26 protein-coding genes are annotated in these 25,119 nt (G+C 71.4%); 15 read left to right on the forward strand and 11 right to left on the reverse strand.

Annotated features, from left to right (window positions below; genetic code table 11):
- Positions 1–27 precede the first annotated feature (27 nt).
- Both tsaE and LNW72_RS24205 read left to right on the forward strand, forming a co-directional pair.
- On the forward strand, positions 28–603 hold the full coding sequence (tsaE, locus tag LNW72_RS24200; protein WP_250977288.1) for a tRNA (adenosine(37)-N6)-threonylcarbamoyltransferase complex ATPase subunit type 1 TsaE: 576 nt from the start codon (positions 28–30) through the stop codon (positions 601–603).
- A 184-nt stretch (positions 604–787) separates the two neighbouring features.
- On the forward strand, positions 788–1,000 hold the full coding sequence (locus tag LNW72_RS24205) for a hypothetical protein (protein ID WP_250977289.1): 213 nt from the start codon (positions 788–790) through the stop codon (positions 998–1,000).
- A 64-nt stretch (positions 1,001–1,064) separates the two neighbouring features.
- On the opposite strand, the gene LNW72_RS24210 is transcribed toward LNW72_RS24205, so the two are convergent.
- Positions 1,065–1,622, reverse strand: a complete 558-nt coding sequence (locus tag LNW72_RS24210) for a hypothetical protein (RefSeq protein WP_250977290.1) — start codon at positions 1,620–1,622, stop codon at positions 1,065–1,067.
- Between the two features lie 185 nt (positions 1,623–1,807).
- On the opposite strand from LNW72_RS24210, the gene tsaB reads away from it, so the two are divergent.
- The 5 genes from tsaB to LNW72_RS24235 are packed head-to-tail and all read left to right on the forward strand — an operon-like array spanning position 1,808 to position 5,217.
- The gene (tsaB, locus tag LNW72_RS24215) at positions 1,808–2,470 is read left to right on the forward strand and encodes a tRNA (adenosine(37)-N6)-threonylcarbamoyltransferase complex dimerization subunit type 1 TsaB (protein ID WP_250977291.1); all 663 of its coding nucleotides are present in this window, start codon (positions 1,808–1,810) and stop codon (positions 2,468–2,470) included.
- 17 nt (positions 2,471–2,487) lie between these two features.
- Positions 2,488–3,003 (forward strand): ribosomal protein S18-alanine N-acetyltransferase, encoded by a 516-nt coding sequence (gene rimI, locus LNW72_RS24220; protein WP_250980285.1) that lies wholly within the window; start codon positions 2,488–2,490, stop codon positions 3,001–3,003.
- On the forward strand, positions 2,996–4,114 hold the full coding sequence (gene tsaD, locus LNW72_RS24225) for a tRNA (adenosine(37)-N6)-threonylcarbamoyltransferase complex transferase subunit TsaD (RefSeq protein ID WP_250977292.1): 1,119 nt from the start codon (positions 2,996–2,998) through the stop codon (positions 4,112–4,114). The genes rimI and tsaD overlap by 8 nt, the downstream gene beginning before the upstream one ends.
- On the forward strand, positions 4,114–4,365 hold the full coding sequence (locus LNW72_RS24230) for a hypothetical protein (RefSeq protein WP_250977293.1): 252 nt from the start codon (positions 4,114–4,116) through the stop codon (positions 4,363–4,365). The genes tsaD and LNW72_RS24230 overlap by 1 nt, the downstream gene beginning before the upstream one ends.
- A gap of 9 nt (positions 4,366–4,374) precedes the next feature.
- Positions 4,375–5,217, forward strand: a complete 843-nt coding sequence (locus tag LNW72_RS24235) for a polysaccharide deacetylase family protein (protein ID WP_250977294.1) — start codon at positions 4,375–4,377, stop codon at positions 5,215–5,217.
- A gap of 4 nt (positions 5,218–5,221) precedes the next feature.
- Here LNW72_RS24235 and LNW72_RS24240 read toward each other — a convergent pair whose 3' ends face one another.
- On the reverse strand, positions 5,222–6,772 hold the full coding sequence (locus LNW72_RS24240) for a serine/threonine-protein kinase (RefSeq protein WP_250977295.1): 1,551 nt from the start codon (positions 6,770–6,772) through the stop codon (positions 5,222–5,224).
- Between the two features lie 117 nt (positions 6,773–6,889).
- Entirely contained in the window at positions 6,890–8,065 is a 1,176-nt protein-coding gene (locus tag LNW72_RS24245; RefSeq protein ID WP_250977296.1) for a class I SAM-dependent methyltransferase, read from the reverse strand.
- 228 nt (positions 8,066–8,293) lie between these two features.
- On the opposite strand from LNW72_RS24245, the gene groES reads away from it, so the two are divergent.
- Together groES and groL are read left to right on the forward strand one after the other, a co-directional pair.
- Positions 8,294–8,602, forward strand: coding sequence for a co-chaperone GroES (gene groES / locus LNW72_RS24250; protein WP_138352939.1), 309 nt, complete (start codon positions 8,294–8,296; stop codon positions 8,600–8,602).
- A 107-nt stretch (positions 8,603–8,709) separates the two neighbouring features.
- A complete protein-coding gene (gene groL, locus LNW72_RS24255; RefSeq protein ID WP_250977297.1) occupies positions 8,710–10,335 on the forward strand; it encodes a chaperonin GroEL in 1,626 nt (541 codons plus the stop codon).
- 96 nt (positions 10,336–10,431) lie between these two features.
- Here groL and LNW72_RS24260 read toward each other — a convergent pair whose 3' ends face one another.
- From LNW72_RS24260 to LNW72_RS24280, 5 genes are all read right to left on the reverse strand, one after another.
- Positions 10,432–11,133, reverse strand: coding sequence for an ester cyclase (locus tag LNW72_RS24260; protein ID WP_250977298.1), 702 nt, complete (start codon positions 11,131–11,133; stop codon positions 10,432–10,434).
- 77 nt (positions 11,134–11,210) lie between these two features.
- Positions 11,211–11,984: an SDR family oxidoreductase gene (locus LNW72_RS24265; protein WP_250977299.1), complete on the reverse strand. Its 774-nt coding sequence runs from the start codon at positions 11,982–11,984 to the stop codon at positions 11,211–11,213.
- A gap of 9 nt (positions 11,985–11,993) precedes the next feature.
- Complete coding sequence (locus tag LNW72_RS24270; protein WP_250977300.1) at positions 11,994–12,644, reverse strand: MOSC domain-containing protein; 651 nt, start codon at positions 12,642–12,644, stop codon at positions 11,994–11,996.
- Between the two features lie 10 nt (positions 12,645–12,654).
- Entirely contained in the window at positions 12,655–13,320 is a 666-nt protein-coding gene (locus LNW72_RS24275; protein WP_250977301.1) for an MOSC domain-containing protein, read from the reverse strand.
- 298 nt (positions 13,321–13,618) lie between these two features.
- Positions 13,619–14,698, reverse strand: coding sequence for an aminotransferase class V-fold PLP-dependent enzyme (locus LNW72_RS24280; RefSeq protein ID WP_250977302.1), 1,080 nt, complete (start codon positions 14,696–14,698; stop codon positions 13,619–13,621).
- An 84-nt stretch (positions 14,699–14,782) separates the two neighbouring features.
- Between LNW72_RS24280 and LNW72_RS24285 the strand changes: the two genes are divergently transcribed.
- The gene (locus LNW72_RS24285; RefSeq protein ID WP_138352946.1) at positions 14,783–15,688 is read left to right on the forward strand and encodes a LysR family transcriptional regulator; all 906 of its coding nucleotides are present in this window, start codon (positions 14,783–14,785) and stop codon (positions 15,686–15,688) included.
- 232 nt (positions 15,689–15,920) lie between these two features.
- Here LNW72_RS24285 and LNW72_RS24290 read toward each other — a convergent pair whose 3' ends face one another.
- The gene (locus LNW72_RS24290) at positions 15,921–16,229 is read right to left on the reverse strand and encodes a WhiB family transcriptional regulator (protein WP_138352947.1); all 309 of its coding nucleotides are present in this window, start codon (positions 16,227–16,229) and stop codon (positions 15,921–15,923) included.
- Between the two features lie 508 nt (positions 16,230–16,737).
- Between LNW72_RS24290 and LNW72_RS24295 the strand changes: the two genes are divergently transcribed.
- The 4 genes from LNW72_RS24295 (at position 16,738) to LNW72_RS24310 (ending at position 21,045) form a co-directional block, all read left to right on the forward strand.
- Complete coding sequence (locus LNW72_RS24295) at positions 16,738–17,349, forward strand: response regulator transcription factor (protein ID WP_003948568.1); 612 nt, start codon at positions 16,738–16,740, stop codon at positions 17,347–17,349.
- A 214-nt stretch (positions 17,350–17,563) separates the two neighbouring features.
- Positions 17,564–18,193 (forward strand): sigma-70 family RNA polymerase sigma factor, encoded by a 630-nt coding sequence (locus LNW72_RS24300; RefSeq protein WP_232484674.1) that lies wholly within the window; start codon positions 17,564–17,566, stop codon positions 18,191–18,193.
- A gap of 113 nt (positions 18,194–18,306) precedes the next feature.
- Positions 18,307–19,809: an IMP dehydrogenase gene (gene guaB, locus LNW72_RS24305; protein WP_250977303.1), complete on the forward strand. Its 1,503-nt coding sequence runs from the start codon at positions 18,307–18,309 to the stop codon at positions 19,807–19,809.
- Between the two features lie 114 nt (positions 19,810–19,923).
- Positions 19,924–21,045, forward strand: a complete 1,122-nt coding sequence (locus LNW72_RS24310; protein ID WP_250977304.1) for a GuaB3 family IMP dehydrogenase-related protein — start codon at positions 19,924–19,926, stop codon at positions 21,043–21,045.
- A gap of 119 nt (positions 21,046–21,164) precedes the next feature.
- Here LNW72_RS24310 and LNW72_RS24315 read toward each other — a convergent pair whose 3' ends face one another.
- A complete protein-coding gene (locus LNW72_RS24315; protein ID WP_250977305.1) occupies positions 21,165–21,770 on the reverse strand; it encodes a hypothetical protein in 606 nt (201 codons plus the stop codon).
- A gap of 144 nt (positions 21,771–21,914) precedes the next feature.
- The gene (locus LNW72_RS24320; protein ID WP_250977306.1) at positions 21,915–23,171 is read right to left on the reverse strand and encodes a nucleotide sugar dehydrogenase; all 1,257 of its coding nucleotides are present in this window, start codon (positions 23,169–23,171) and stop codon (positions 21,915–21,917) included.
- Positions 23,172–23,392: 221 nt separating this feature from the next.
- On the opposite strand from LNW72_RS24320, the gene LNW72_RS24325 reads away from it, so the two are divergent.
- A complete protein-coding gene (locus LNW72_RS24325; protein WP_250977307.1) occupies positions 23,393–25,099 on the forward strand; it encodes a glycerol-3-phosphate dehydrogenase/oxidase in 1,707 nt (568 codons plus the stop codon).
- Positions 25,100–25,119 lie beyond the last annotated feature (20 nt).

Raw genomic sequence — 25,119 nt, forward strand, 5'->3', positions numbered from 1 at the left:
CCGCCACGCCGCGTAGCATTCGCGGACATGGAACCGCTGCACGGTCAGCGCACCGCTGACGACCCCGTATCCGTCCGTCTCACGGTCAGGACCCCCGACCGTATGCGGGAGTTGGGCCGGGCTCTCGCCGGTCTGCTGCTTCCCGGTGACCTGGTGCTGCTCAGCGGCGAACTGGGCGCGGGCAAGACGACGCTGACCCGTGGCCTGGGGGAGGGCCTCGGGGTGCGGGGGGCGGTGACCTCGCCGACCTTCGTGATCGCCCGGGTGCATCCGTCGCTCAGCGGCGGGCCCGCCCTGGTGCACGTGGACGCGTACCGGCTGGGCGGCGGGCTCGACGAGATGGAGGACCTGGACCTCGACGTCTCGCTGCCCGAATCGGTGGTGGTCGTCGAATGGGGCGAGGGCAAGGTCGAGGAGCTGTCCGAGGCCCGGCTGCAGGTCGTCATCTCGCGGACGCTCGGCGAGGCCGGTCACCACGGCACCGACACCGGCACTGACATCGACGCCGACGGCGAGAGCGACGTCGATGACGTGCGCGAGGTGACCGTCACCGGTATCGGGCCGCGCTGGGTCAACCAGGACCTTTCGCCGCTCGGCGGCTAGGGCCTGTCGTCTGGATCTCCGCGGCGTCGCGGAGATCCAGACGACAGACCCTAGCTCGGCGCCCAGCCGGCGGGGAGGCGTTCCGACAACGTGTCGGGAAGATGTTGCGCGCGGGTGGCCCGGCGTGGTCGCATGGGAGTGCAGATGTTGGTCGAGGCTGCCTACATTCCCTCAGGAGGCACGCATGCCGGCTCATGGCACTTCGGACGCGCCGAAGCCCGCCGCAGTCCCCGCGGTCCCGGCTGCCCCCGTGGTCCCCGGCGTTCCCGCCGTCCCCACCCGTCCCGCGATCCCCGCACTGCCGTCGATGAGCGAGCTGCTGGCCGCGGGCGCGGCGGCGACGGCCGTGTCCACCCCGCCGGACGAGCACGACGGGGAACGCCGCGACGCCGCGTAGCAGCCGGCCGCCACTCACTCGTACGGTGGAATCCGCGTCCTTGATCGCTTGATCGCGTGAGCGATCAGCGGACGACGACGATCCTCGTGTCGATCACCGCGAGCTTCCAGAGCTCGTCGCCGTCGGCGGGCGTCTCACGGATGCCGCCGGTCTTCTTCTGCGGGTCCGGGCTGGGCATCGAGGCGTCCACCGCCGCGCTGAAGCCGATGACGGTGCTGCCGACGGTCGCGAACCGCACGACGTGCTCGATCGCGATCCCGTCACCGCCGGTGCCGCGCGCGGTGCGCGAGGTGACCTTGTAGCGGCCGGGGGTCGGATCGACGCTGCCCGGCGCGACGACGTAGGTGCGCAGCACCTTGTTGGCGCCGTTCACCAGCCAGACCCGCTTGGCCGCCAGGCCGTAGACCACGCGCTTGCCGCTGCCGGTGTTCGCGGGCAGCGCCGGCACCTTGGTGACCGGCGGCACCTTGGCCGTGGGGGCGGTGGCGGCCGGGCTCGAGGGGCGGGCCGTCACGGGGTGGTCCGCCGCGGAACCGGAGGCCTGGACGGCCAGTACGGCGATGACGGCGAGCGCGGCAGCGGTGAGGCCTGTCACGAGGGTCCCCGACCCGATCCTTGGCACGGTTGGTTCGCTCCTCCGGAGGGGTTTGCGGGCTGTGGTCGACGTTAGCAGCCGGGGCCCGCCCGATGACCGCGCGAGCGGGCGCCGGGCGGCCGGGTGTTGTGACCGGTGCGGTGGCCCGGGCCACCGCCCCCACCGCTGCCGCGGCCGGCCCGGGGGATGGGGCGGGGCCGTAGGGTGTCACCGTGCTTCTGCTTGCTTTTGACACCGCTACGCCCGCTGTGACCGCCGCGCTCCACGACGGCGGGCGGGTGCTCGCCGAATCGACGGTCGTCGACGCCCGGCGGCACGGAGAACTGCTCATGCCGGCCGTCGACCGGGTGCTGAGCGAGGCCGGGGCGGCGATCGGCGACGTCACCGGCATCGTCGTCGGGACCGGCCCCGGGCCGTACACCGGGCTGCGGGTCGGCCTGGTGACCGCCGCCGCGTTCGGCGACGCGCTCGGGGTGCCCGTGCACGGCATCTGCACCCTCGACGGGATCGCGTACGCGGCCGGTCTCGCCGGACTCGGCGGCCCCTTCGTGGTGGCCACCGACGCCCGCCGCAAAGAGGTCTACTGGGCCCGCTACGCCAGCCCGCGCGAGCGGGTGACCGAGCCCGCCGTCGACCGTCCCGCCGATATCGCGCAGAGGGTCGCGGGGCTGCCCGCCGTCGGCGCGGGAGCAGCCCTGTACCCGGAGGTCTTCACGGACGTACGGGCTCCTGAGCACCAGTCCGCCGGCGCGCTGGCCGCGCTCGGCGCCGTACGGCTCGCGGAGGGCGCGGAGTTCGCGCCCCCGCTGCCGCTGTACCTGCGGCGGCCCGACGCGCAGGTGCCGGCCGGCTACAAGGCGGTCCTGCCCAAGTGACGGTGACACTGCGCGAGATGCGCTGGTGGGACCTGGACCGGGTGATGGAGCTGGAACTGGAGCTCTTCCCCGAGGACGCCTGGTCGCGCGGCATGTTCTGGTCCGAGCTGGCCGACGCGCGGCACCCGCTGGCCACCAGGCACTACATCGTGGCCGAGGACGTCGCCGGAGAGGTCGCCGGGGACGCTGCCGCAGACACTGGCGGTGGCGGCCGGCTGGTCGGCTACGCGGGGCTCGCGGCGATCGCCGGGACCGGCGACGTGCAGACCATCGCCGCCTCCCGCGACCACTGGGGCACCGGCCTCGGCGCCCGGCTGCTCGCCGACCTGATGCACCAGGCCACCGCCTTCGAGTGCCACGAGGTGCTGCTCGAGGTCCGGGTCGACAACCTCCGCGCCCAACGGCTCTACGAGCGCTTCGGCTTCGAGCCGCTCGGCTTCCGCAAGGGCTACTACCAACCGGGCAACGTCGACGCCCTCGTGATGCGTATGACCGAACCCTCCTCCGTACAAGGAACCACAACTGATGGCTGACGAGCCGCTTGTCCTCGGCATCGAGACCTCCTGCGACGAGACCGGTGTCGGCATCGTCCGCGGGCACACCCTGCTCGCCGACGCGGTGGCGTCCAGCGTCGACGACCACGCGCGCTACGGCGGCGTGGTCCCCGAGATCGCCAGCCGGGCGCATCTGGAGGCGATGGTCCCCACGATCCAGCGCGCCCTGAAGGAGGCGGGGGTCGCCGCGAGCGACCTCGACGGCATCGCCGTCACCGCGGGCCCCGGGCTCGCGGGCGCGCTGCTGGTGGGCGTGAGCGCCGCCAAGGCGTACGCCTACGCGCTCGGCAAGCCGCTCTACGGCGTCAACCACCTCGCGTCGCACATCTGCGTGGACCAGCTGGAGCACGGCCCGCTGCCCGAGCCGACGATGGCCCTGCTGGTCTCCGGCGGGCACTCGTCGCTGCTGCTCGCACCGGACATCACCAGTGATGTGCGGCCGCTGGGCTCGACGATCGACGACGCGGCGGGCGAGGCGTTCGACAAGGTCGCCCGGGTGCTGGGCCTCGGCTTTCCCGGCGGCCCGGCCATCGACCGGCACGCCCGCGACGGCGACCCGAAGGCCATCAGGTTCCCGCGCGGCCTGACCGGCCCGCGCGACGCGCCGTACGACTTCTCGTTCTCCGGGCTGAAGACGGCCGTCGCGCGCTGGGTCGAGGCGCAGCGCCGGGACGGCGTGGACGTGCCGGTGGCGGACGTGGCCGCGTCGTTCCAGGAGGCGGTGGTGGACGTGCTGACCCGTAAGGCGATCCGGGCCTGCAAGGAGAACGGCGTGGACCACCTGATGATCGGCGGCGGGGTCGCGGCGAACTCGCGGCTGCGCTCGCTGGCGCTGGAGCGCTGCGAGGACGCGGGCATCGTGCTGCGGGTGCCGCGCCGGGAACTGTGCACGGACAACGGCGCCATGGTCGCGGCGCTCGGCGCGGAGATGGTGGCGCGCAACCGGCCGTCGTCGACCTGGGACCTGCCGGCCGACTCCTCACTGCCCGTCACCGAGGTCTCCGTACCGGGCCACTCGCACCCGCACCCGGAGGAGCACGCCCACTCGCACGACCATGTGCACGAGCTGAGCAAGGACAACCTGTACTGATGACCGTCGCCCTGATGTGGGAGGCGCGGGCCGCCGAGGGGCGGGGCGCCGAGCTGCTGGAATGGGTCCGCGCCCAGCAGCTGGCACCGGCCCCGCTGCGCCGCGAGCACTTCTCCGCACCCGGTGACCGGGTGCTCGTCATCACCTGGTGGGACGCGCCCTACGAGGCCGAGTTGCCCGAGCTGGCGGAACCCCCGGCCGCTTTTCTGCATCGTTCAGTACACAGATGGCGTTTTGAACGAACAGCATAGGGCTTACATATGCACATAAAAGCGGCGGGACTGATCGTTTCCGGTCTCCTGCTCGTCACCGGGTGCTCCACGGCCGCGTCCTCGCCGAAGGCCGCACCGGCCGCTTCCGGGACGGGCCCTGCCGCCGCTCCCTCGTCGGACGGGAGCACCGCGCCCGGCGAGGGCGCGGACACCGCCGCCGCGTTCCGCAAGTGGAAGATCAAGCCGATGGCGCCGGCTCCGGCGCCGCCCAAGGTGAAGCCGGTGAAGACCGGTTCCGGGACGCCGCCGGTGGTCAGCGACATCCCCACCAAGGAGAAGATCGTCTTCGTCACCTTCGACGACGGCGCGGAGAAGGACCCGAAGTTCGTCACCATGATGGGCGAGCTGAAGATCCCCTTCACGATGTTCCTGACCGACGACATCATCCGGAGCGACTACGGCTACTTCAAGCCGCTCCAGAAGCTCGGCAACCCGATACAGAACCACACGCTGACGCACCCGAACCTGCGGACCGAGTCGGAGTCCGCCCAGCGTCACGAGATATGCACCCAGCAGACGAAGCTGAAAGCCGAGTACGGCACCACACCCCGCCTCTTCCGGCCGCCCTACGGCAACCTGAACGAGGCCACCAAGACCGCCGCGAAGTCCTGCGGACTCCAGGCGCTCATCCTGTGGCGCGAGTCCATGCAGATCAAGGGCATGCAGTACCAGCGCGCCGACAAGAAACTGCACCCCGGCGACATCATCCTCGCCCACTTCCGCGGCCCCTCGGAGCTCAAGGGCACCTCCATGACGGAGATGACCGCCAACCTGCTGCGCATGATCTCCGAGCAGGGCTTCACCGTGGCGCGCCTGGAGGACTACGTCTGAGCCGTCAGCCCGTGCCCGTGCTCGCCGGCCCTTGCCGGTAGGCGCGGCGGGCGTACCGCTCCAGCGCCGCGGACAGCTTCCGCTCCCCGGCCGCGTCCAGCCGCAGAACGAGGCCCGCGCTGCGCCGCGCCGTGGCGGAGGTGACGCCCACGGACCCGGATCTCACGCCGAACTCCTTCGGCGGGACGGCCCGCAGGCTGCCGGCCGGAACGGTCGCCCGCAGGAGGAAGCACCCGCGCCGCCCGGCTGCGCCATGGGCATGGAAAAGCGCGACCTCCTGCACCTCGGCCCACGGCCGGGACCATTCGGCGCCGCCGTGCCGCAGTCGCAGCCCGGCCGCGTCCAGGCCGACCGAGACGTCGGCCGTGCGCCGAGCCCTGATCAGGGCGCGCAGCGCCCATGTCAGGACGGTGGTGAACAGCGCGACCACGATGAGGCTCGTCGTGGTCACCTTGTTGCCGATCAGGCCCACCTCGGCCACCGAGGACAGGACCAGCGCGATCGTGAAGATCCCCGCACTGCCCGCCAGGCCCAGGCCGCCGGACACCGGTGCCCGCTGCGCGAGTTCATACCTGCCCGGGGCCGCGACCGGAGCCGCCATCGGAGCTGGAGCCGCGACCGGCGGCGCGGTGGCGGTCGGCGCGGCGGCGGTGAAGGCGACGACGGCGGGTGCGGGCGTGGGTGCGGCGGGTGTCGCCGGTGGGGCGGCGGCCGGCGCGACGACGGTCGGCCGGTGCGCCCTCGGGTCCTCGCGGGCGGCGGTCAGCGTGTCGATCAGGGCATCCGTCCCCGGGCGCTCCCGGGGGTCCTTGGCGAGGCAGGCGGCGACCACCGGCCGCAGGGCGGCCGGCACGCCGCCGAGGTCCGGCTCGTCGTGCACCACGCGGTACAGCAGCGCCGGAACCGTCCCCGTCCCGAACGGCGCCCGGCCCGTGGCCGCGAACACCAGGACCGAGCCGAGCGAGAAGACGTCGCTCTCCGTGCCCACCCGCCCGCCGACGGCCTGCTCGGGGGACATGAACCCCGCCGTGCCGATCACCGCGCCCGTCCCGGTGAGCATCGTGGCGCCGTCCAGCGCCTTGGAGATCCCGAAGTCGATGACCCGCGGTCCGTCGGCGACCATCAGGACGTTGCCCGGCTTGAGGTCGCGGTGCACCAGGCCGGCCGCGTGCACCGACGCCAGCGCCTCCGTCAGGCCCGCGCCCAGCGCCCTGAGCGCGGCCTCCGGCAGCGGCCCGTCGCGCTGCACCAGGACCCCGAGGTCGGGTGCCTCCAGGTACTGGCTGGCCACCCAGGGCCGGTCCGCCTCCGGATCGGCGTCCACGACCGACGCCGTCCAGAAGCCGGACACCGCGCGGGCCGCGTCCACCTCCCGGCGGAACCGGCTGCGGAAGCCGGGATCCGCGGCGATCTCGGCCCGGACGAGCTTGACGGCGACCGCCCGGCCGCTGCGCGACCTGCCGAGGTACACCTCGCCCATACCGCCCGCGCCGAGCCGCTTCAGCAACTCGTACGGTCCGACCCTGCGCGGGTCGTCCGGCCTCAGTTCGTCCATCCCGGCCCCCCGGTTCACCAGCCCTCGGCAGCAGGTTATCGGCGCGGATGATGCCGCGTCAGGCGATGTCCGGTGCCGCCGGACACCGGTCGGCCCGCGGCGCGTCCCCCGGCCGTCCTACGGGGTGTTGACCGGTTGGCCCAGCAGCATCGACGGCGCGCCCGCCACCCGGGTCAGGAAGACCGTGACGGAGTGCGGGCCCTCCAGCTTCAGCTTCCTGCGCAACTCCTCCGGTTCGATGGCGGAGCCGCGCTTCTTGATGACGGCGACGCCCACACCGCGCTGCCGCAGCAGCGCCTTGAGCTTCTTCAGGCCGAACGGCAGCACGTCGGTGATCTCGTACGCCGTCGCGAACGGCGTCGGGCGCAGTTCCTCGGCGGTGATGTACGCGATCGTCTCGTCGATCAGCCGCCCGCCGACCTGTTCCGCGACCTCCGCGACCAGGTGCGCGCGGATCACCGCGCCGTCCGGCTCGTAGAGGTACCGGCCGACCGGGCCGGCCGGCGGGTCGGGGAGCGGGGCGCCGGTCCACAGGGTGCCCGCGGACGGCAGCAGGGTCGCGCTCACCGAGCCGGGGTTCTTCCCGAACCACAGCACGGCCTCCTTCACGTCACCGCGGTACGAGATCCACTCCGCCCCGGCGTCGTCGGGGACGGCCTCGTGCGGGATGCCCGGCGCGACCTTCAGGGCCGCCACCGGCACCTGGCGGGCCGCCCCGATTGCCCAGGACAGCGACGGCGAGTACGCCTCCGGATCGAAGATCCGCCCACGCCCTCCCCTCCGCGCCGGGTCCACGAAGACCGCGTCGTAGCCGTCGGTGGCGATCTCGGTCACATCGGCGCAGCGCACCTCGATGAGGTCGGCGAGGCCCAGCGACTCCGCGTTGGCCCGCGCGACCGCGCAGGTCAGCGGGTCCCGGTCGACCGCCAGCACCGCCACGCCGGCCCGGGCGAGCGCGATGGCGTCCCCGCCGATGCCGCAGCACAGATCGGCCAGCCGCCGTACGCCCAGCGCCTTGAAGCACTCCGCCCGGTACTCCGCCACCTCGGTGCGGGTGGCCTGTTCCACCCCGACGGGGGTGAAGTACATCCGGTACGCGTCCGCCCCGAACTTCGCCTCCCCGCGCTGCCGCAGCCGGGCCTGGCCGAGCGCCGCCGACACCAGTTCCGCGGGGTGTTCACGCCGCAGCCGGGTCGCCTCCGCCAGCTCGCGGGCGGGGTCGTAGTCGCGCAGCGACCCCAGCAGGGCCTGCCCGGCGGGGGTCAGCAGGTAGGAGAACGCGTCAAGATCCACGCTTCGATTGTCCTCCAGGCCGGAGGCGTCCGGCACCGTTCCGGCGGCGCTCCGTTGGCACTCCGCTTGACCGAGTGCTAAAGCCGTCCTAGTCTCGGTGCTGGCACTCAGCACTGCCGAGTGCCAGCACAACAGCGACGGGCAGGTCCGGCACCCGCGACGACGGGCCTACCAGGTCGCCACCCAGACAGACACTCCCGTTAGCCCTTTGAAGGGGGAGGTCGGAACGTGACGACCGCCAGCAGCAAGGTTGCCATCAAGCCGCTCGAGGACCGCATCGTGGTCCAGGCGCTCGAGGCTGAGCAGACCACGGCCTCCGGCCTGGTCATCCCGGACACCGCCAAGGAGAAGCCCCAGGAGGGCGTCGTCCTGGCCGTGGGCCCGGGCCGCTTCGAGGACGGTAACCGTCTTCCGCTCGACGTTTCCGTCGGCGACGTCGTGCTGTACAGCAAGTACGGCGGCACCGAGGTGAAGTACAACGGCGAGGAGTACCTCGTCCTCTCGGCCCGCGACGTTCTCGCGGTCATCGAGAAGTAGGTCTGCTTCACCACTAGCAGCAGCCGTGACCTTCCCCGGGTATCCGTGTCTACTGACCCGGCGCCCGGGGTTTGGTCTTTGACGAGGAAAAGACGAGGTAGGACGCAGTGCCGAAGATCCTTAAGTTTGACGAGGACGCCCGTCGCGCCCTTGAGCGTGGCGTCAACAAGCTTGCCGACACCGTGAAGGTGACGATCGGTCCCAAGGGCCGCAACGTCGTCATCGACAAGAAGTTCGGCGCGCCGACCATCACCAACGACGGTGTCACCATCGCCCGTGAGGTCGAGCTCGACGACCCGTACGAGAACCTTGGCGCCCAGCTCGTGAAGGAGGTGGCGACCAAGACCAACGACATCGCGGGTGACGGCACCACCACCGCCACCGTGCTGGCCCAGGCACTGGTCCGCGAGGGCCTGCGCAACGTCGCCGCCGGCGCTTCCCCCGCCTCCCTGAAGAAGGGCATCGACGCCGCGGTCAAGGCTGTCTCCGAGGAGCTGCTGAAGACCGCCCGCGCGATCGAGGGCAAGGAAGACATCGCGGCCGTCGCCGGGCTGTCCGCCCAGGACAAGCAGGTCGGCGAGCTCATCGCCGAGGCGATGGACAAGGTCGGCAAGGACGGTGTCATCACCGTCGAGGAGTCCAACACCTTCGGCCTGGAGCTGGACTTCACCGAGGGCATGGCCTTCGACAAGGGCTACCTGTCGCCCTACTTCGTCAGCGACCAGGAGCGTATGGAGGCCGTCCTCGACGACCCGTACATCCTGATCCACCAGGGCAAGATCACCTCGATCCAGGACCTGCTGCCGCTGCTGGAGAAGGTCATCCAGGCCGGCGCGTCCAAGCCCCTGCTGATCATCGCCGAGGACGTCGAGGGCGAGGCGCTCTCCACCCTCGTCGTCAACAAGATCCGCGGCACCTTCAACGCCGTCGCGGTGAAGGCCCCGGGCTTCGGCGACCGCCGCAAGGCCATGCTCGGCGACATCGCCACCCTCACCGGTGCGACCGTCATCGCCGAAGAGGTCGGCCTCAAGCTCGACCAGGCCGGTCTCGACCTGCTGGGCACCGCCCGCCGCGTGACCATCTCCAAGGACGACACCACCATCGTCGACGGTGCCGGTGACAAGGCCGAGATCGACGGCCGGGTCGGCCAGATCAAGGCCGAGATCGCCGCCACCGACTCGGACTGGGACCGCGAGAAGCTCCAGGAGCGCCTCGCGAAGCTCGCCGGCGGCGTCTGCGTCATCAAGGTCGGCGCGGCCACCGAGGTGGAGCTCAAGGAGAAGAAGCACCGTCTCGAGGACGCCATCTCGGCGACCCGCGCCGCGGTCGAGGAGGGCATCGTCTCCGGCGGTGGCTCCGCTCTCGTCCACGCCGTCAAGGTCCTCGAGGGCAACCTCGGCCTGACCGGCGACGAGGCCACGGGTGTCGCGGTCGTCCGCCGCGCCGCCGTCGAGCCGCTTCGCTGGATCGCGGAGAACGCGGGCCTCGAGGGCTACGTCATCACCGCCAAGGTCGCGGAGCTGGAGGCCGGTCACGGCTTCAACGCCGCCACCAACGAGTACGGCGACCTCGTGAAGGCCGGCGTCATCGACCCGGTCAAGGTCACCCGCTCCGCGCTGGAGAACGCCGCTTCCATCGCGGCCCTGCTGCTCACGACCGAGACCCTGGTCGTCGAGAAGCCGGCCGAGGACGAGGGCGACGCCGGCCACGGCGGCCACGGCCACTCGCACTGACGTTGTAGCCGCGCTCTGTCGCACGAAGGCCCCTGCTCCCGCCGCCCGGCGGGAGCAGGGGCCTTTCGCCGTGCCACCCGCTACTGGTACCGCCCGCTAGTGCGGCATTTCGATCACGCCGAGCTTGGTCAGCAGGCCGAGCAGGTCGTGGTTCCACCAGCCTTCCGCGATCATCCCGTCCTGGAACCGGAAGACCGTCTGGCCGGTCATCTGGGCCTGCCGGTTGGTGGCCGGCATGCCGCGGAACTCCGCGACGTGGGTGGCGGTCCAGGTCCACCGGTTCGCCACGCAGTCCCCTTCGGCGAGCTGGTCGTCGATCGTGAACCGGAAGTCGAACCCCGCCCGGTATCCGGCGACGTCCGCGCGCAGGGCTGCGGTTCCCACGGTGTCCGCCTCTTTGCCGGGGTCGTGATCGCGGTAACCGGCCGCGAAGATCTCGTCGATGGCGTCCAGATCGCCGTCATTGGCGATTTCTTCGAAGAACCGGCGGCAGGCCGCCTTGTTGAGCTGCTCGTCCCGGACCACGTCCAGGTCCGTGAACGTGGGCACCCCGTCGCAGAGCGCCACCATCTCCTGGAAGATCCGCTCCGTCTCCGGAAGCTGGGAATTCTTCATCGCCTCTTCGTACGACGGGAATTCCACGATCTCGACATAGTGGGACGCGTCGGCGCGGTCCTTGCCGATGACGCTGTGGCTCGCGGTCCGCTTGCCCTTGGTCTGTTCGACCCAGCGGTCCATGAGCTGGTTCATGTCGTCGAACTGCTCGGTCTTGAAGTCGATGATCTGGGTGAAATGCATGGTGTACCTCCCGAGCCGGGTGGAATACCTCCATTTTAGTAAGAAATGCGCCTTCCGCAGCTGCCGCCGGGCAGCGGCTACTGCGGCCCGTACTTGCGGCCCGTCCTGGAGGTGACCCCGCCGAGCAGGCCGCGCGGCGCCAGCTTCACCAGGCCCATCAGCGTCTTGTACCTCGGGTCCGGCACGGACAGCGTCCTGCCGCGAGCCAGGTCCTTCAGCGCCGCCGCGACCAGCTTGTCCGCGTCCAGCCACATCCAGCCCGGGATGTTGTCCGTCCCCATCCCGGCACGCTCATGGAATTCGGTCCGTACGAAGCCCGGGCAGAGCGCCATCAGCCGTACGCCGGTCCCCGCCAGATCCTTCGACGCGCCCTGCGTGAACTGCACGACCCACGCCTTGCTCGCCCCGTACGTCCCGCGCGGCACGAAGGCGGCGACCGACGCGACGTTCACCACGCCGCCACGTCCCCGCTCCCGCATGCCGTCCGCCGCCGCGCTCGTCAGCCGCAGCACGGCCTCGCAGTGCACCTTGAGCATGGTCAGCTCATCGGCCATCGAGACCTCGAGATAGCGCCCCTTGTTGCCGAACCCGGCGTTGTTGATCAGCAGATCCACCGCCTGGGCCCGGTCCGCGAGCCGTGCCTCGACGGCCGCGATCCCGTCGTCCCGCGACAGATCGGCGGAGAGCACCTCCGCCTCGATGCCGTGCCGGTCGTGCAGTTCGGCCGCCTGCTTACGCAGCCGCTCGGCGTCCCGGGCCACCAGCACCAGGTTGTGCCCGTCAGCCGCGAGCCGGCGCGCGAAGGCGGCGCCGATCCCTGCCGTCGAGCCGGTGATCAGTGAAGTCGTCATGCCATGAAGTTAGCCGAGCCGCTTGCGGATCGATTCCGCGTACGACCTGTTGATCAGATCGATCGCCACCAGCGTCCGCGGCAGCAGCTCCGACTCCGTCGTCATCGCCCGGAACAGGAACTCGACGGTCACCTCGTGATCGGGCCGCGACAGCACGGTGATCCCGTCACCCGCCCGCACCGCACCCGGCTCGACGACCCGCAGGAAGGCACCGGGCCGGCGGTCCTGGGTGAAGCGCTTGACCCACCCCTTCTCGTCCATCCACCCGGCGAAGGTGCGGCACGGTATCCGCGGCGAGGTCACCTCCAGCACCACCTCACCGACGCGCCAGCGCTCCCCGATCACCGCGGAGTTGACCTTCACCCCGGCCGTCGTGAAGTTCTCCCCGAACACCCCGCTGGGCAGCTCCCGCCCGAGCACCCCCTCCCAGCGGTCCAGATCCTCCCGCGCGAACGCGTACACGGCCTGGTCGTCCCCGCCGTGGAACCGCCGGTCGATGATGTCGTCGCCCGCCACACCGCTGCCCGCCACGCCCTGCGGCCCGGGGTCGGCCACCGCCACCGGGCCGTCGACGGGCCGTTTGTCGATCCCGGTCGTCCCACGGTCCGAGTAGTCGACGGCCATCAGACGGCCGATGTTGAGTGACAGGAGTCGCGACATGGAAAGCACCTTACGTTCGCGGCCCCCGCCCGGCGACCCTCCGGCGGATCCGCTCCAGATCCCCGGCGGGCAGCGCGTCCGCGACGACCAGCCGCGGCAGCAGCTCCGGCTCGGCGGTCAGCGCCCGGAACGCCAGCGCGACCGTCACCTCGTGCTCCGGCCGCCCGACGACCTCCACCGCGTCCCCCGCACTGATCTCGCCCGCCGAGACGACCCGCAGATACGCCCCGGGCACCGCGGCGGCGGTGAACCGCTTGAGCCATCCCGGCCGGTCCAGCCAGCCCTCGAACGTCACACACGGAATCCGCGGACACGACACCTCCAGCACCACCCCGCCCCCCACCCGCCACCGCTCCCCGATGAGCGCGCCGTTCACATCCACCCCGGACGTCGTGAGGTTCTCCCCGAACACCCCGTTGGGCAGCTCGCGCCCGAGCTCCTCCTCCCACCCGTCGAGATCCTCCCGGGCGTACGCGTACACGGCCTGATCGTTTCCCCCGTGATGCTTCACGTCATAGACCCGGTCCCCGGCCAGCCCCACGGCCCCGGTCCCCTTGGCCCCGGGCGCCACCACGGCCACCGGACCGGTCACGGGACGCTTGTCGATGCCGGTGGAGGCGATCCCCTTCCAGGGATTGGCCTGCGGCCGGCCGACGTTGACAGAGAGCAGCAGCATCCTTCGACGATATGCGCCGGGGACGCGGATACGTCAGCCCCCGCCACACGCCTGCCGGCGGGGGTGCGGGTACGTGGGCCGCAGCAGACCGTTGCGCCTGCGGGCGGGCTTTTCCCCACCCACCCGCCCATTGCCGGCAGGGGCGGACGTACATCGGCACCTGCGGGCCGGTTGTGACGTGAGGGGGACGGGGCCGCAGGTGGGGGGTTCGAAATGCTGCCGAGCTATTTGTGAGCCGCCAGGCTCGTAAATAGTCGATTTCGAACCCCCCACCGGAGGACCCGGCCCCCGACCCCCGTCACCCCGCCCGCAGAACCCCCAGCACCCGCTCCACATCAGCAGACGCGTTGTACAAGTGAAACGCGAACCGCAGACTCCCCGCCCGCGCCGCCAACTCCACCCCCGCCTCCACCAACCGCTCCGCCACCCCGCCCGGCAACCCCGGAACCGACACGATCGCCGACCCGCCCTCCCCGATCGCCGGGAACCCCAACTCCGCCACCCCGTCCCGGAACGCCGTAGCCAGCGACACGTCGTGGTGGAAGATCGCCTCCACCCCCACCTCCTCGATCAGCGTCAGCGACTCCGCCACCGCCACGAATCCCAGGTACGCCGGCGACGCGTCGAACTGCCGTGCCGTCGTCGCCAGTCGGGCGATCGGGCCGTAGCACTCGGCCCATGGGTCGTCCCCCGCGTACCAGCCGGCGAACGCGGGGGAGAGGCCGTCTTCCGTGCCGGGGCGGACGGTGAGGAAGGAGACGCCGTGTGCGCCGAGGAGCCACTTGAAGGAGCCGCAGACGAGGTAGTCGTAGTCGTCGGCGCGCAGGGGGAGCCAGCCGGCCGCCTGGGTGGCGTCGACGAGGGTGCGGGTGCCGTGGGCGGCGGCCGCGGCGCGGATCGCCGGGAGGTCGGCGACGCGGCCGTCGGCCGACTGGACGGCGCTGACGGCGACGAGCGCCGTGCCCGGCCGCACCTCGGCCGCCAGGCCGGCCAGCGGGACGGAGCGCAGGGCCAGGTCGCCGCGGCCGGCGAACGGGTTCACCAGGGAGCTGAAGTCGCCGTCGGCGACGAGCACTTCGGCGCCTGACGGCAGCGCCGCGGCGATCTTGCCGACGCTCGTGGAGACGGTCGAGCCGATGGCGACCCGTTCGACGGAGGTGGACAGCAGCCGGGCGAAGGACGCGCGGGCGGCGCCGACCGCGGCCTCGTACCGGTCGAGGGGCGGCCGCCCGGCGGCCCAGTCGTCGACGGCGGTGCGCAGGGCTTCGGCCGTCCGGGTGGGCGGCAGCCCCATGGTGGCGGTGTTGAGGTACGTGATGCCCGGCGCGATCGCGGAGAACGCGTCGCCGGCCGGCCCGGCGTTCGGTAGGGAGTCCATGCCTCCTGAGCCTGCCGCGCTCCGCTCTCAAAGTCCACGACCAATAACTTCCAGGTATCTCCAAGCATCGCTTATGGTTGGAGGATGATCGAGGCACGTCATCTCAGGGTGCTCCGCGCCGTGGCCAGGACCGGTTCGTTCTCCGCCGCCGCCCGGGAGCTGGGCTGTACCCAGCCCGCAGTCAGCCAGCAGATGAAGGCGCTGGAGCTGTCCGCCGGGACCACCCTGCTGATCAGGACCGGCCGGGAGATGCGGCTGACGGAGGCCGGCGAGGCGCTGGTCCGGCACGCGGCCGGGATCCTGGCGGGCCTGACGGCCGCCGAGGAGGAGGTCGCGGCCATCGCGGGGCTGCGCGCGGGACGGGTGCGGCTGTCGTCGTTCCCGTCGGGCAGTTCGACGCTGGTGCCCACCGCGGTCGCGGGGATGCGCGCGGCGCACCCCGGCACGAAGATCTCGCTGGTCGAGGCGGAGCCGCCGAAGTCCGTGGAGATGCTCCGTGCGGGGGACTGCGACATCACGCTGGCGTTCCGGTACGTGGATCTGCCGACGCCGGCGGAGGAGCAGTGGGACGACCTGGTCGTCCGGCCGCTGCTGACCGACCGGCTGGTCGGCCTGGTGCCCGCCGGGCACCGGCTCGCGGCCGGGGACCGGCCGGTGCGCATCGAGGAACTGGCGGAGGAGGAGTGGATCGCGGGCTGCCCGCGCTGCCGCCGCCATCTGGTGGAGGTGTGCGAGCGCGCCGGGTTCACCCCGCGCATCGACTTCGCGACGGACGACTACCCGGCGGTGGTGGGTCTGGTCGCGGCCGGGCTCGGGGTGGCGGTGCTGCCCGAGCTGGCGCTGGAGGCGGTGCGCCCCAAGGGCGTCGCGGTGCTGGAGGTGCTTCCGGCCGTGCAGCGTGAGGTGGTGGCCCTCACGCTGCCCGACCTGGCCCATGTGCCGGCCGTGGACATGATGCTCGGCCGGCTCGCGCGGGCGGGCCTGCGGTAGGTGCAGGGCGTCACACCTGCCCTGCCCAGCCACCTGCCCTGCCCTGCCCGGCCCGGCCACCTGCCCTGCCCGGCCACCTGCCCTGCCCGGCCCGGCAGGCACAGCTGTGCCCGTAGCCGCGCGGAGAACTGCGGAAGCCGCGCGGACGAGTGCGGAAGCCGCGCACCATAGGCGCCGAAGAGGCGCGAGACGCGCCGAAGACGCGCCCAAGACGCGCCGAAGAAACGATTCTTCAGTTCGTCGGCTGCATGGTGAGCAGCCGGTGCCGCGAGCGGCCCATCATCTCTTCGCGCTCGTCCTCCGTCAGCCCGCCCCACACTCCGTAGGGCTCCCGGACGGCCAGCGCGTGCGTCGCGCACTCCGCGCGTACCGGGCACCGCATGCAGACCTCCTTCGCGGAGGCCTCGCGGGCGCTTCGGGCGGCGCCGCGCTCGCCTTCTGGGTGGAAGAACAGGGAGCTGTCGACGCCGCGGCAAGCCGCGACGAGCTGCCAGTCCCATAGATCGGCGTTCGGGCCCGGAAGGCGGGAGAAGTCTGCCATTGCTCATCCCCTCGAAGGGTGTGTTGAGGAGCCAGGGTCCTGTCCGGTCGATGCCCGGACCGTCCGAGGCCGGTCGCTGCCGGCTGGACACGCTCCAGGTGCTCTCGACCGTACATCTACTGTCTAAGTAGATGTAAATATGACTCATCACAAATTTAGCCGCGAACACCGTGCAATGCGCCAAAGAGCATCCGAATAGTGCAAACTCCGACATAGGACCCGTTCGGCGGGATGCGTGTCCGGCAAGTGGGCGCGCGAAGTGCTTCCGGGTCCGATCCCAGTGCGCCCTCTGGACCTGCGATGCGGCTGATCCGTATTCGTTCCCTCACGTAGAGTGCTGGCTATGGCAGCCAAACTCCGTAACTCTTTCGAGTGAGGGTCGTTGAGAGTGCGGAAGTGGTTGGCGGACGAACGATTCGGGCAGGTGCCCGACGCCGTCAGCCCCAACGGTGAAGTTTCGTACAGCCTGGAGGCTCAACGTGACGCGGTTCAGCTGCGGAGGGCGGGCATGACTTCCGTCCTCGTCTGTGACGACTCCCCGCTCGCCCGAGAGGCCCTGCGCCGCGCGGTCGCGACCGTGCCCGGCGTCGAGCGTGTAACGACCGCGGCCAACGGCGAGGAAGTCCTCCGCCGCTGGGGCGCCGACCGCTCGGACCTCATTCTCATGGATGTCCGGATGCCCGGCCTCGGCGGTGTCGAGACCGTGCGCCGGCTGCTCTCGGCGGACCCGGGCGCCCGCATCATCATGCTCACCGTCGCCGAGGACCTGGACGGCGTGGCGCTCGCCGTCGCGGCCGGTGCCCGGGGGTACCTGCACAAGGACGCCTCGCGCGCCGAACTGCGGGCCACCGTCACCCAGGCGCTCGCCGACCCGACCTGGCGGCTGGCCCCGCGCCGGCTGCGCTCCGCCGAGATGGGCGCCGCGCCGACCCTGACCGCGCGCGAGATCCAGGTGCTCGAAGGCATGAGCCATGGACGGTCCAACGCCGAGATCGGCCGCGAGCTGTTCCTCTCCGAGGACACCGTCAAGACGCACGCCCGGCGGCTGTTCAAGAAACTCGGTGCATCGGACCGGGCCCACGCCGTGGCGCTCGGGTTCCGCTGGGGCCTGGTCCGCTAGGGCCATGCGCGGTGGGCTTACGGGTGGAGCCGCCCCGCTCGTACCGGTTTCCCGAGCGAGGACGCATGCTTGACGTATGGACTTCCTCGGGGATCGGCGGGCGGGGCAGCGGGGGGACGCCGTGAAGGCGGCCGACGCCCCCGCGCATAACGCTTCGGTGCACAAGGACTCACGCGATGCGGCAGAACGTCCTGCGGCCATGCACCATGGACCGATGCGAGACGAGGCCAACGGCGACAACGCAGCCTTCGGCGCCCTCGTCCGCCGTGCGGTCGATGGTGACGAGCAGGCGACCCATGACCTGCTGGCCCTGGTGCACCCGTTGGCCGAGCGGTATTGCCGCGGCCGTTTGTCCCGGTTGCCCGGTGATGCTCGTCACTTCGTGGACGACCTCGCCCAGGAGGTCTGCCTCGCCGTGCTGTGCGCGCTGCCGCGCTATCGCGACCAGGGGCGGCCGTTCGAGGCCTTCGTCTTCGCCATCGCCGCCCATAAGGTCGCGGATCTGCAGCGGGCCGCCATGCGCGGCCCGGGCAGTACCGCCGTGCCCTCCGACGAGATGCCGGAGAAGCCGGACGACTCGCTCGGCCCCGAGGAGCGCGCGCTGCTCAGCAGTGACGCGGCCTGGGCCAAGAAGCTGCTCGCCAACCTTCCCGAGCACCAGCGGGAACTGGTGCTGCTGCGGGTCGCGGTCGGCCTCAGCGCCGAGGAGACCGGGCAGGTGCTGGGGATGTCGCCCGGAGCCGTCCGGGTCGCCCAGCACCGTGCCCTCAGCAGGCTGCGCGCCATCGCGGAGGAGTCCGCGGAGGCTTCGACCGGCGGCGATCCCCGAGGTCTCAGCGCGTAGAGCCCGTCCCAGCGCCAGTGGTGCTCCCCGGGGTCCCGGCTTCGTCGCCGGGAATGCCCGTGGAGTCCACTAGCATTGAACAACTCGCCGGGCAAGACCATTGGGAAGGTGTCATGACTCTGAACGCCGCAGGGGTACCCGAGAAATTCGCGATGCTCGGCCTCACGTACGACGACGTGCTGCTGCTGCCGGGCGCCTCCGAAGTGCTCCCGAACCAGGTCGACACCGCCTCCCGGATCTCCCGCAACGTCCGGGTCAACATCCCGCTGCTGTCCGCCGCCATGGACAAGGTCACCGAGGCGCGGATGGCCATCGCCATGGCGCGGCAGGGCGGCGTGGGCGTGCTGCACCGCAACCTGTCCATCGAGGACCAGGTCAACCAGGTCGACCTCGTGAAGCGCTCCGAGTCCGGCATGGTCACCGACCCGATCACCGTGCACCCGGACGCGACGCTCGCCGAGGCGGACGCGCTCTGTGCCAAGTTCCGCATCAGCGGTGTCCCGGTCACCGACGCCGCGGGCAAGTTGCTCGGCATCGTCACCAACCGCGACATGGCCTTCGAGAGCGACCGCTCGCGCCAGGTGCGCGAGGTCATGACGCCGATGCCGCTGGTCACCGGCAAGGTCGGCATCTCCGGCGTGGACGCGATCGGCCTGCTGCGCCGCCACAAGATCGAGAAGCTTCCGCTGGTCGACGACGAGGGCCGGCTCAAGGGTCTGATCACCGTCAAGGACTTCGTCAAGGCCGAGAAGTACCCGCTCGCCGCCAAGGACGCCGAGGGCCGGCTGCTGGTCGGCGCGGCCGTCGGCGCCAGCCCCGAGGCGCTGGAGCGCGCCCAGGGCCTGGTCGCGGCCGGCGTGGACTTCCTGATCGTGGACACCTCGCACGGTCACAACAGCAACGCGCTGAGCTGGATCTCCAAGATCAAGTCGAGCGTCTCGGTGGATGTCATCGGCGGCAACATCGCCACCCGTGACGGCGCCCAGGCCCTGATCGACGCGGGCGCCGACGGCGTCAAGGTCGGTGTCGGCCCCGGCTCCATCTGCACCACCCGCGTGGTCGCAGGCATCGGCGTCCCCCAGGTCACCGCGATCTACGAGGCGGCGGTGGCCTGCCAGGCCGCGGGCGTCCCGGTCATCGGCGACGGCGGCCTGCAGTACTCCGGCGACATCGGCAAGGCCCTCGCGGCCGGCGCCGACACCGTGATGCTCGGCAGCCTGCTGGCCGGCTGCGAGGAGAGCCCCGGCGAGCTGCTCTTCATCAACGGCAAGCAGTTCAAGTCGTACCGCGGCATGGGTTCGCTCGGCGCGATGCAGTCCCGCGGCCAGGGCTTGTCCTACTCCAAGGACCGCTACTTCCAGGCCGAGGTCTCCTCGGACGACAAGCTCGTCCCCGAGGGCATCGAGGGCCAGGTCCCGTACCGCGGCCCGCTCTCCGCGGTGCTGCACCAGCTGGTCGGCGGCCTGCGCCAGACCATGGGCTACGTGGGCGCCGCCAGCATCGACGAGATGGCGACCAAGGGGCGCTTCGTGCGGATCACCTCCGCCGGCCTCAAGGAGAGCCACCCGCACGACATCCAGATGACCGTCGAGGCGCCGAACTATCACGGGCGCTGACCTGCGCTGACCTGCGGGAGAACGTCAGCGGAAGCCCGCAGGCCGATGGTCTGCGGGCTTCCGCTTGCCCGCTCGGGGATACTGGGCGGGTAGACCAGCGAAGAAGGGCCAACAGTGACTGAGATCGAGATCGGGCGGGGCAAGCGCGGCCGCAGGGCGTACGCATTCGACGACATCGCCGTCGTCCCCAGCCGCCGCACCCGGGACCCGAAGGAGGTCTCGATCGCCTGGCAGATCGACGCCTACCGCTTCGAGCTCCCCTTCCTCGCCGCCCCGATGGACTCCGTGGTCTCGCCCGAGACCGCGATCCGCATCGGAAACCTGGGCGGCCTGGGCGTGCTCAACCTCGAGGGTCTGTGGACCCGGTACGAGGACCCGGAGCCGCTGCTCGCGGAGATCGCCGAACTGGACGAGACGGCCGCGACCGCCCGCCTCCAGGAGATCTACTCGGCGCCGATCAAGGAAGAGCTGATCGGGCAGCGCATCAAGGAGGTGCGGGACGCCGGTGTCGTGACCGCCGCCGCGCTCTCCCCGCAGCGCACCGCGCAGTTCTCCAAGGCCGTCGTGGACGCGGGCGTGGACATCTTCGTGATCCGCGGCACCACCGTGTCGGCCGAGCATGTCTCGGGCTCGCACGAGCCGCTCAACCTGAAGCAGTTCATCTACGAGCTGGACGTGCCGGTCATCGTCGGCGGCTGCGCCACGTACACCGCGGCGCTGCACCTGATGCGGACCGGTGCCGCCGGTGTGCTGGTCGGCTTCGGCGGCGGCGCCGCGCACACCACGCGCGCCGTGCTCGGCATCCAGGTGCCGATGGCGACCGCGGTCGCCGACGTCGCGGCCGCCCGCCGCGACTACATGGACGAGTCCGGCGGCCGGTACGTGCACGTCATCGCGGACGGCGGCTTCGGCTCCAGCGGCGACCTGCCGAAGGCGGTCGCCTGCGGCGCCGACGCCGTGATGATGGGCTCCCCGCTGGCCCGCGCCACGGACGCGCCGGGCCGCGGCTTCCACTGGGGCATGGAGGCGGTCAACCCGGAGCTGCCGCGCGGCAAGCGCATGAACCTGGGCACGGCCGGCACCACCGAGGAGATCCTGCTCGGCCCGTCGCACGCGCCGAACGGCTCGATGAACTTCTTCGGGGCGCTGCGCCGTTCGATGGCGACGACGGGGTACTCGGACCTGAAGGAGTTCCAGCGGGTCGAGGTGACGGTTTCGCCGGCGCATCGTCGCTGACGTGCTGACGGTCTGACGTTGAAGGGGCCCGGACCGCTGCGGTGCAGCGGTCCGGGCCCCTTCACGTTTGTCGTGCGGTCGGGGGACGGGGCCCCCTCGCGTCACAGGCTGCCTGCGGGTCAGTCCCCGACGCGCTTGGTGACGCCGAAGGCGGCGACGCCCGCGAAGATCAGGACGATCGCGCGCTTGAAGTCGAAGTCGTGCTTCCAACCGTCCACCAGGTCACCGAAGTGGTGGAAGAAGATCTCTGTCAGCGACAGGTCGCCGCCCTGCTGGGAGACGTAGTGGCTGGCGATCAGGGCGGAGCCGAAGATCTCGCCCAGGAAGACGGCGAGCAGCGCGAACACGATGCTGAAGAACGGCAGCAGGACGTTGCGGCCACCGGTCTTGCCGACGAGGAAGCCGACCAGGAGACCGACGCCGAGCGCGACGTAGCGGATCTCGTAGGTGCTGCCGTCGTCCTTGGCGAGCGCCCGCAGGATGCCGCCGTACGCGAGGGCGACCACGAGCATCGCGCCGAAGCCCACCAGGATGCCCAGCCCGACATTGTCGCGGGCCGGCGGCAGCGGGGCCGGGGGCGGGTAGCCGCCGCCGAAGCCGCCCGGCTGCTGCGGCTGCTGGCCGAACGGGTTGCCACCCTGCGGCGGGACGCCGTACTGCGGCGGCTGCTGGCCGTAGGGGTTGCCGCCCTGCGGCGGCTGCGGCGGTGGGTACGACTGGCTCATGGTGGGTCCCCCGGGGTTGGAAGGTTTGAAATCGCACAGAGCACAGAAGTGTGGCGTGCGAGCGATGGCCCCGAAGGCTAGCAGCCGGATATGACAGTGCGACAAGACGTTTCAGCGGGCCGTTACGTGACCGCTACCGGTCCGCTACAGGCGGGCCGCGGCTCCTACCGGGGTGGCGCCGCGGGTGTCGAGGAGCAACTGGGCCTTGACGGCGAGGCCTTGGAGATCGTAGGTGCGGTGGTGCTGCAGCAGGAGCGTCAGATCGGCGTCGGCGGCGGCTTCCCAGAGGGAGTCGGCGCGGGGGATGGGCCGGTCCAGGACGCGCCATTCCGGAACGTACGGGTCGTGGTAGCAGATCTGGGCGCCCAGTTCGATCAGACGGGAGCCGATCTCGCGGGCGGGGGCGTTCTCCTGGTCGGCCAGGTCGGCCTTGTACGTGACGCCGAGCAGCAGGACGCGGGCGCCGCGCAGTGACTTGCCGTGTTCGTTCAGCAGGGCGGCCGCGCGCTGGACGACGTAGCGCGGCATGCGTCCGTTGACCTCCTGGGCCAGCTCGACGATGCGCAGCGGGTAGCCGGGGGTGCGGGCCCGGGTGGCGACGTAGTTGGGGTCGAGGGCGACGCCCGGTCCACCGACGCCGGGGCCGGGCCGGAAGGCCTGGAAGCCGAACGGTTTGGTCTCGGCGCAGCGGATGACGTCCCACAGGTCGACGCCGACGTCGTGGCAGAAGACCGCCATCTCGTTGGCGAAGGCGATGTTGACGTGCCGGTAGTTGGTTTCCAGCAGCTTGACGGTCTCGGCCTCGCGCAGTCCGCGGGCGCGGACGACGCGTTCGACGAAGCGTCCGTAGAACGCGGCGGCGGCCTCGGTGCAGGCGGAGGTGTAACCGCCGATGACCTTGGGGGTGTTGGGGATGTGGTGGTCCCGGCTGCCGGGGTCGACGCGGCTGGGGGAGTAGGCGAGATGGAAGTCGCGGCCGGCCCGCAGGCCGGACTCCTCCAGGATCGGGAGGAGGAATTCCTCCGTGGTGCCGGGGTAGGCGGTGGATTCGAGCACCACGGTGGTGTGCGCCCGCAGATGCGTGGCGAGCGCCCGTGCGGCGGCCGCCACGGCGCTGAGGTCGAGGGCGCGGTCGGCGCCGAGCGGGGTCGGGGCGCAGATCACGGCGGTTCTGACCCGGCCGAGCACGGAGGGGTCGGAGGTGGCGCGGAATCCGGTGGCGAGCATCCGGCGGATGTCGGCGGCGGCGAGGAAGCCGGCCGGTACGCGGCCGGCGTTGATGTCGGCGGCGGTGTTCTCGTCGGCGTCGTATCCGATGACGCCGATTCCGGCGGCGGCGGCCGCTTGGGCGAGGAGGATCCCGGCGCGGCCGAGTCCGATGACGGCGAGGTCTGCGGGCATGGGGGTCAGTCCTCTCCCTAGCAGCCACGAATGGCTTCAAAACAGGCTAACCAGACATAAGGCTGATATGACCGCACGGCGCGCCGGAACTCCGGGGTACTCGTCCACGGATCCGGCGCCGGTCCGGGGGTGTCCGGGTCTGCAAAGGTGGCTGTCGGCCCCTGTGGCGGTCACTATCGAGTGACGGGGCGCACGCACCTGCTCCACAACAGGAGGCACGAATGCGGACGACAACACTGGGCCCGGCCGAGCGCGAGGCGGCACTCGCCCGGATGGCGGACGAGGAGCTCGACATCCTGGTCGTGGGCGGCGGCGTCGTGGGGGCCGGTACGGCGCTCGACGCGGCGACCCGCGGGCTGTCGACCGGCCTGGTCGAGGCGCGGGACTGGGCCTCCGGCACCTCCAGCCGCTCCAGCAAGCTGATCCACGGCGGTCTGCGCTATCTGGAGATGCTCGACTTCGCCCTGGTGCGCGAGGCGCTCAAGGAGCGCGGCCTGCTGCTGGAGCGGCTCGCCCCGCACCTGGTGAAGCCGGTGCCGTTCCTGTACCCGCTGCAGCACAAGGGCTGGGAGCGGTTCTACGCCGGCTCGGGCGTCGCCCTGTACGACGCCATGTCGTTCTCGTCCGGGCACGGCCGCGGGCTGCCCGTGCACCGCCATCTGACGCGTAAGCACGCGCTGCGGGTCGCCCCCGCCCTCAAGAAGGACGCCCTGGTCGGCGCGTTGCAGTACTACGACGCCCAGATGGACGACGCGCGCTACGTCACGACGCTGGTCAGGACCGCCTCGGCGTACGGCGCCCAGGTCGCCAACCGGGCGCGGGTGGTCGGCTTCCTGCGGGAGGGCGAACGCGTGGTCGGCGCCCGGGTGCAGGACGTGGAGGGCGGCGGCGAGTACCAGGTCCGGGCGAAGCAGGTCGTGAACGCGACCGGGGTGTGGACGGACGACACCCAGGCGCTGATCGGCGAACGCGGACAGTTCCACGTCAGGGCGTCCAAGGGGATCCACCTGGTCGTGCCGAAGGACCGGATCCACTCGTCGTCCGGGCTGATCCTGCGGACCGAGAAGAGCGTGCTCTTCGTGATCCCGTGGGGACGGCACTGGATCGTCGGCACCACCGACACCGACTGGGACCTCGACAAGGCGCACCCGGCCGCGTCCAGCGCCGATATCGACTATCTGCTCGAACACGTCAACTCGGTGCTCTCCGTCCCGCTGACCAGGGACGACGTCCAGGGCGTGTACGCCGGGCTGCGGCCGCTGCTGGCCGGTGAGTCGGACGCGACGAGCAAGCTCTCGCGCGAGCACACCGTGGCGCACCCGCTGCCGGGGCTGGTCGTCGTCGCGGGCGGCAAGTACACGACGTACCGGGTGATGGCGAAGGACGCGGTGGACGAGGCCGTCCACGGGCTGGACCACAAGGTCGCGGAGTGCATCACCGAGGAGGTGCCGCTGGTCGGCGCCGAGGGCTACCACGCGCTGTGGAACGCCCGGGCCCGCCTCGCCGCCCGCACGGGGCTGCACGTCGCCCGGATCGAGCACCTGCTCAACCGGTACGGCGCGCTCGCCGAGGAGGTCCTGCAGCTCATCGTGGAGGATCCGTCGCTGGGGGACGCGCTGCCCGCCGCCGAGGACTATCTGCGGGCCGAGATCGTGTACGCGGCGTCGCACGAGAGCGCCCGGCACCTCGACGACGTGCTGACCCGCAGAACCCGTATCTCGATCGAGACGTTCGACCGCGGCACCCTCAGCGCCCGCGAGGCCGCCGAGCTCATGGCGCCCGTCCTGGGCTGGGACAAGGGGCAGATCGAGAAGGAGGTCGAGCACTACCAGAAGCGCGTCGAGGCGGAGCGCGAGTCGCAGCGCCAGCCCGACGACACGACCGCGGACGCGGCACGGCTGGGCGCGCCGGATATCGTGCCTCTCTAGGGACCGACGGGGGAGCAGAG

The sequence above is a fragment of the Streptomyces sp. RKAG293 genome (assembly GCF_023701745.1).
In the GTDB taxonomy this organism is placed as follows: domain Bacteria; phylum Actinomycetota; class Actinomycetes; order Streptomycetales; family Streptomycetaceae; genus Actinacidiphila.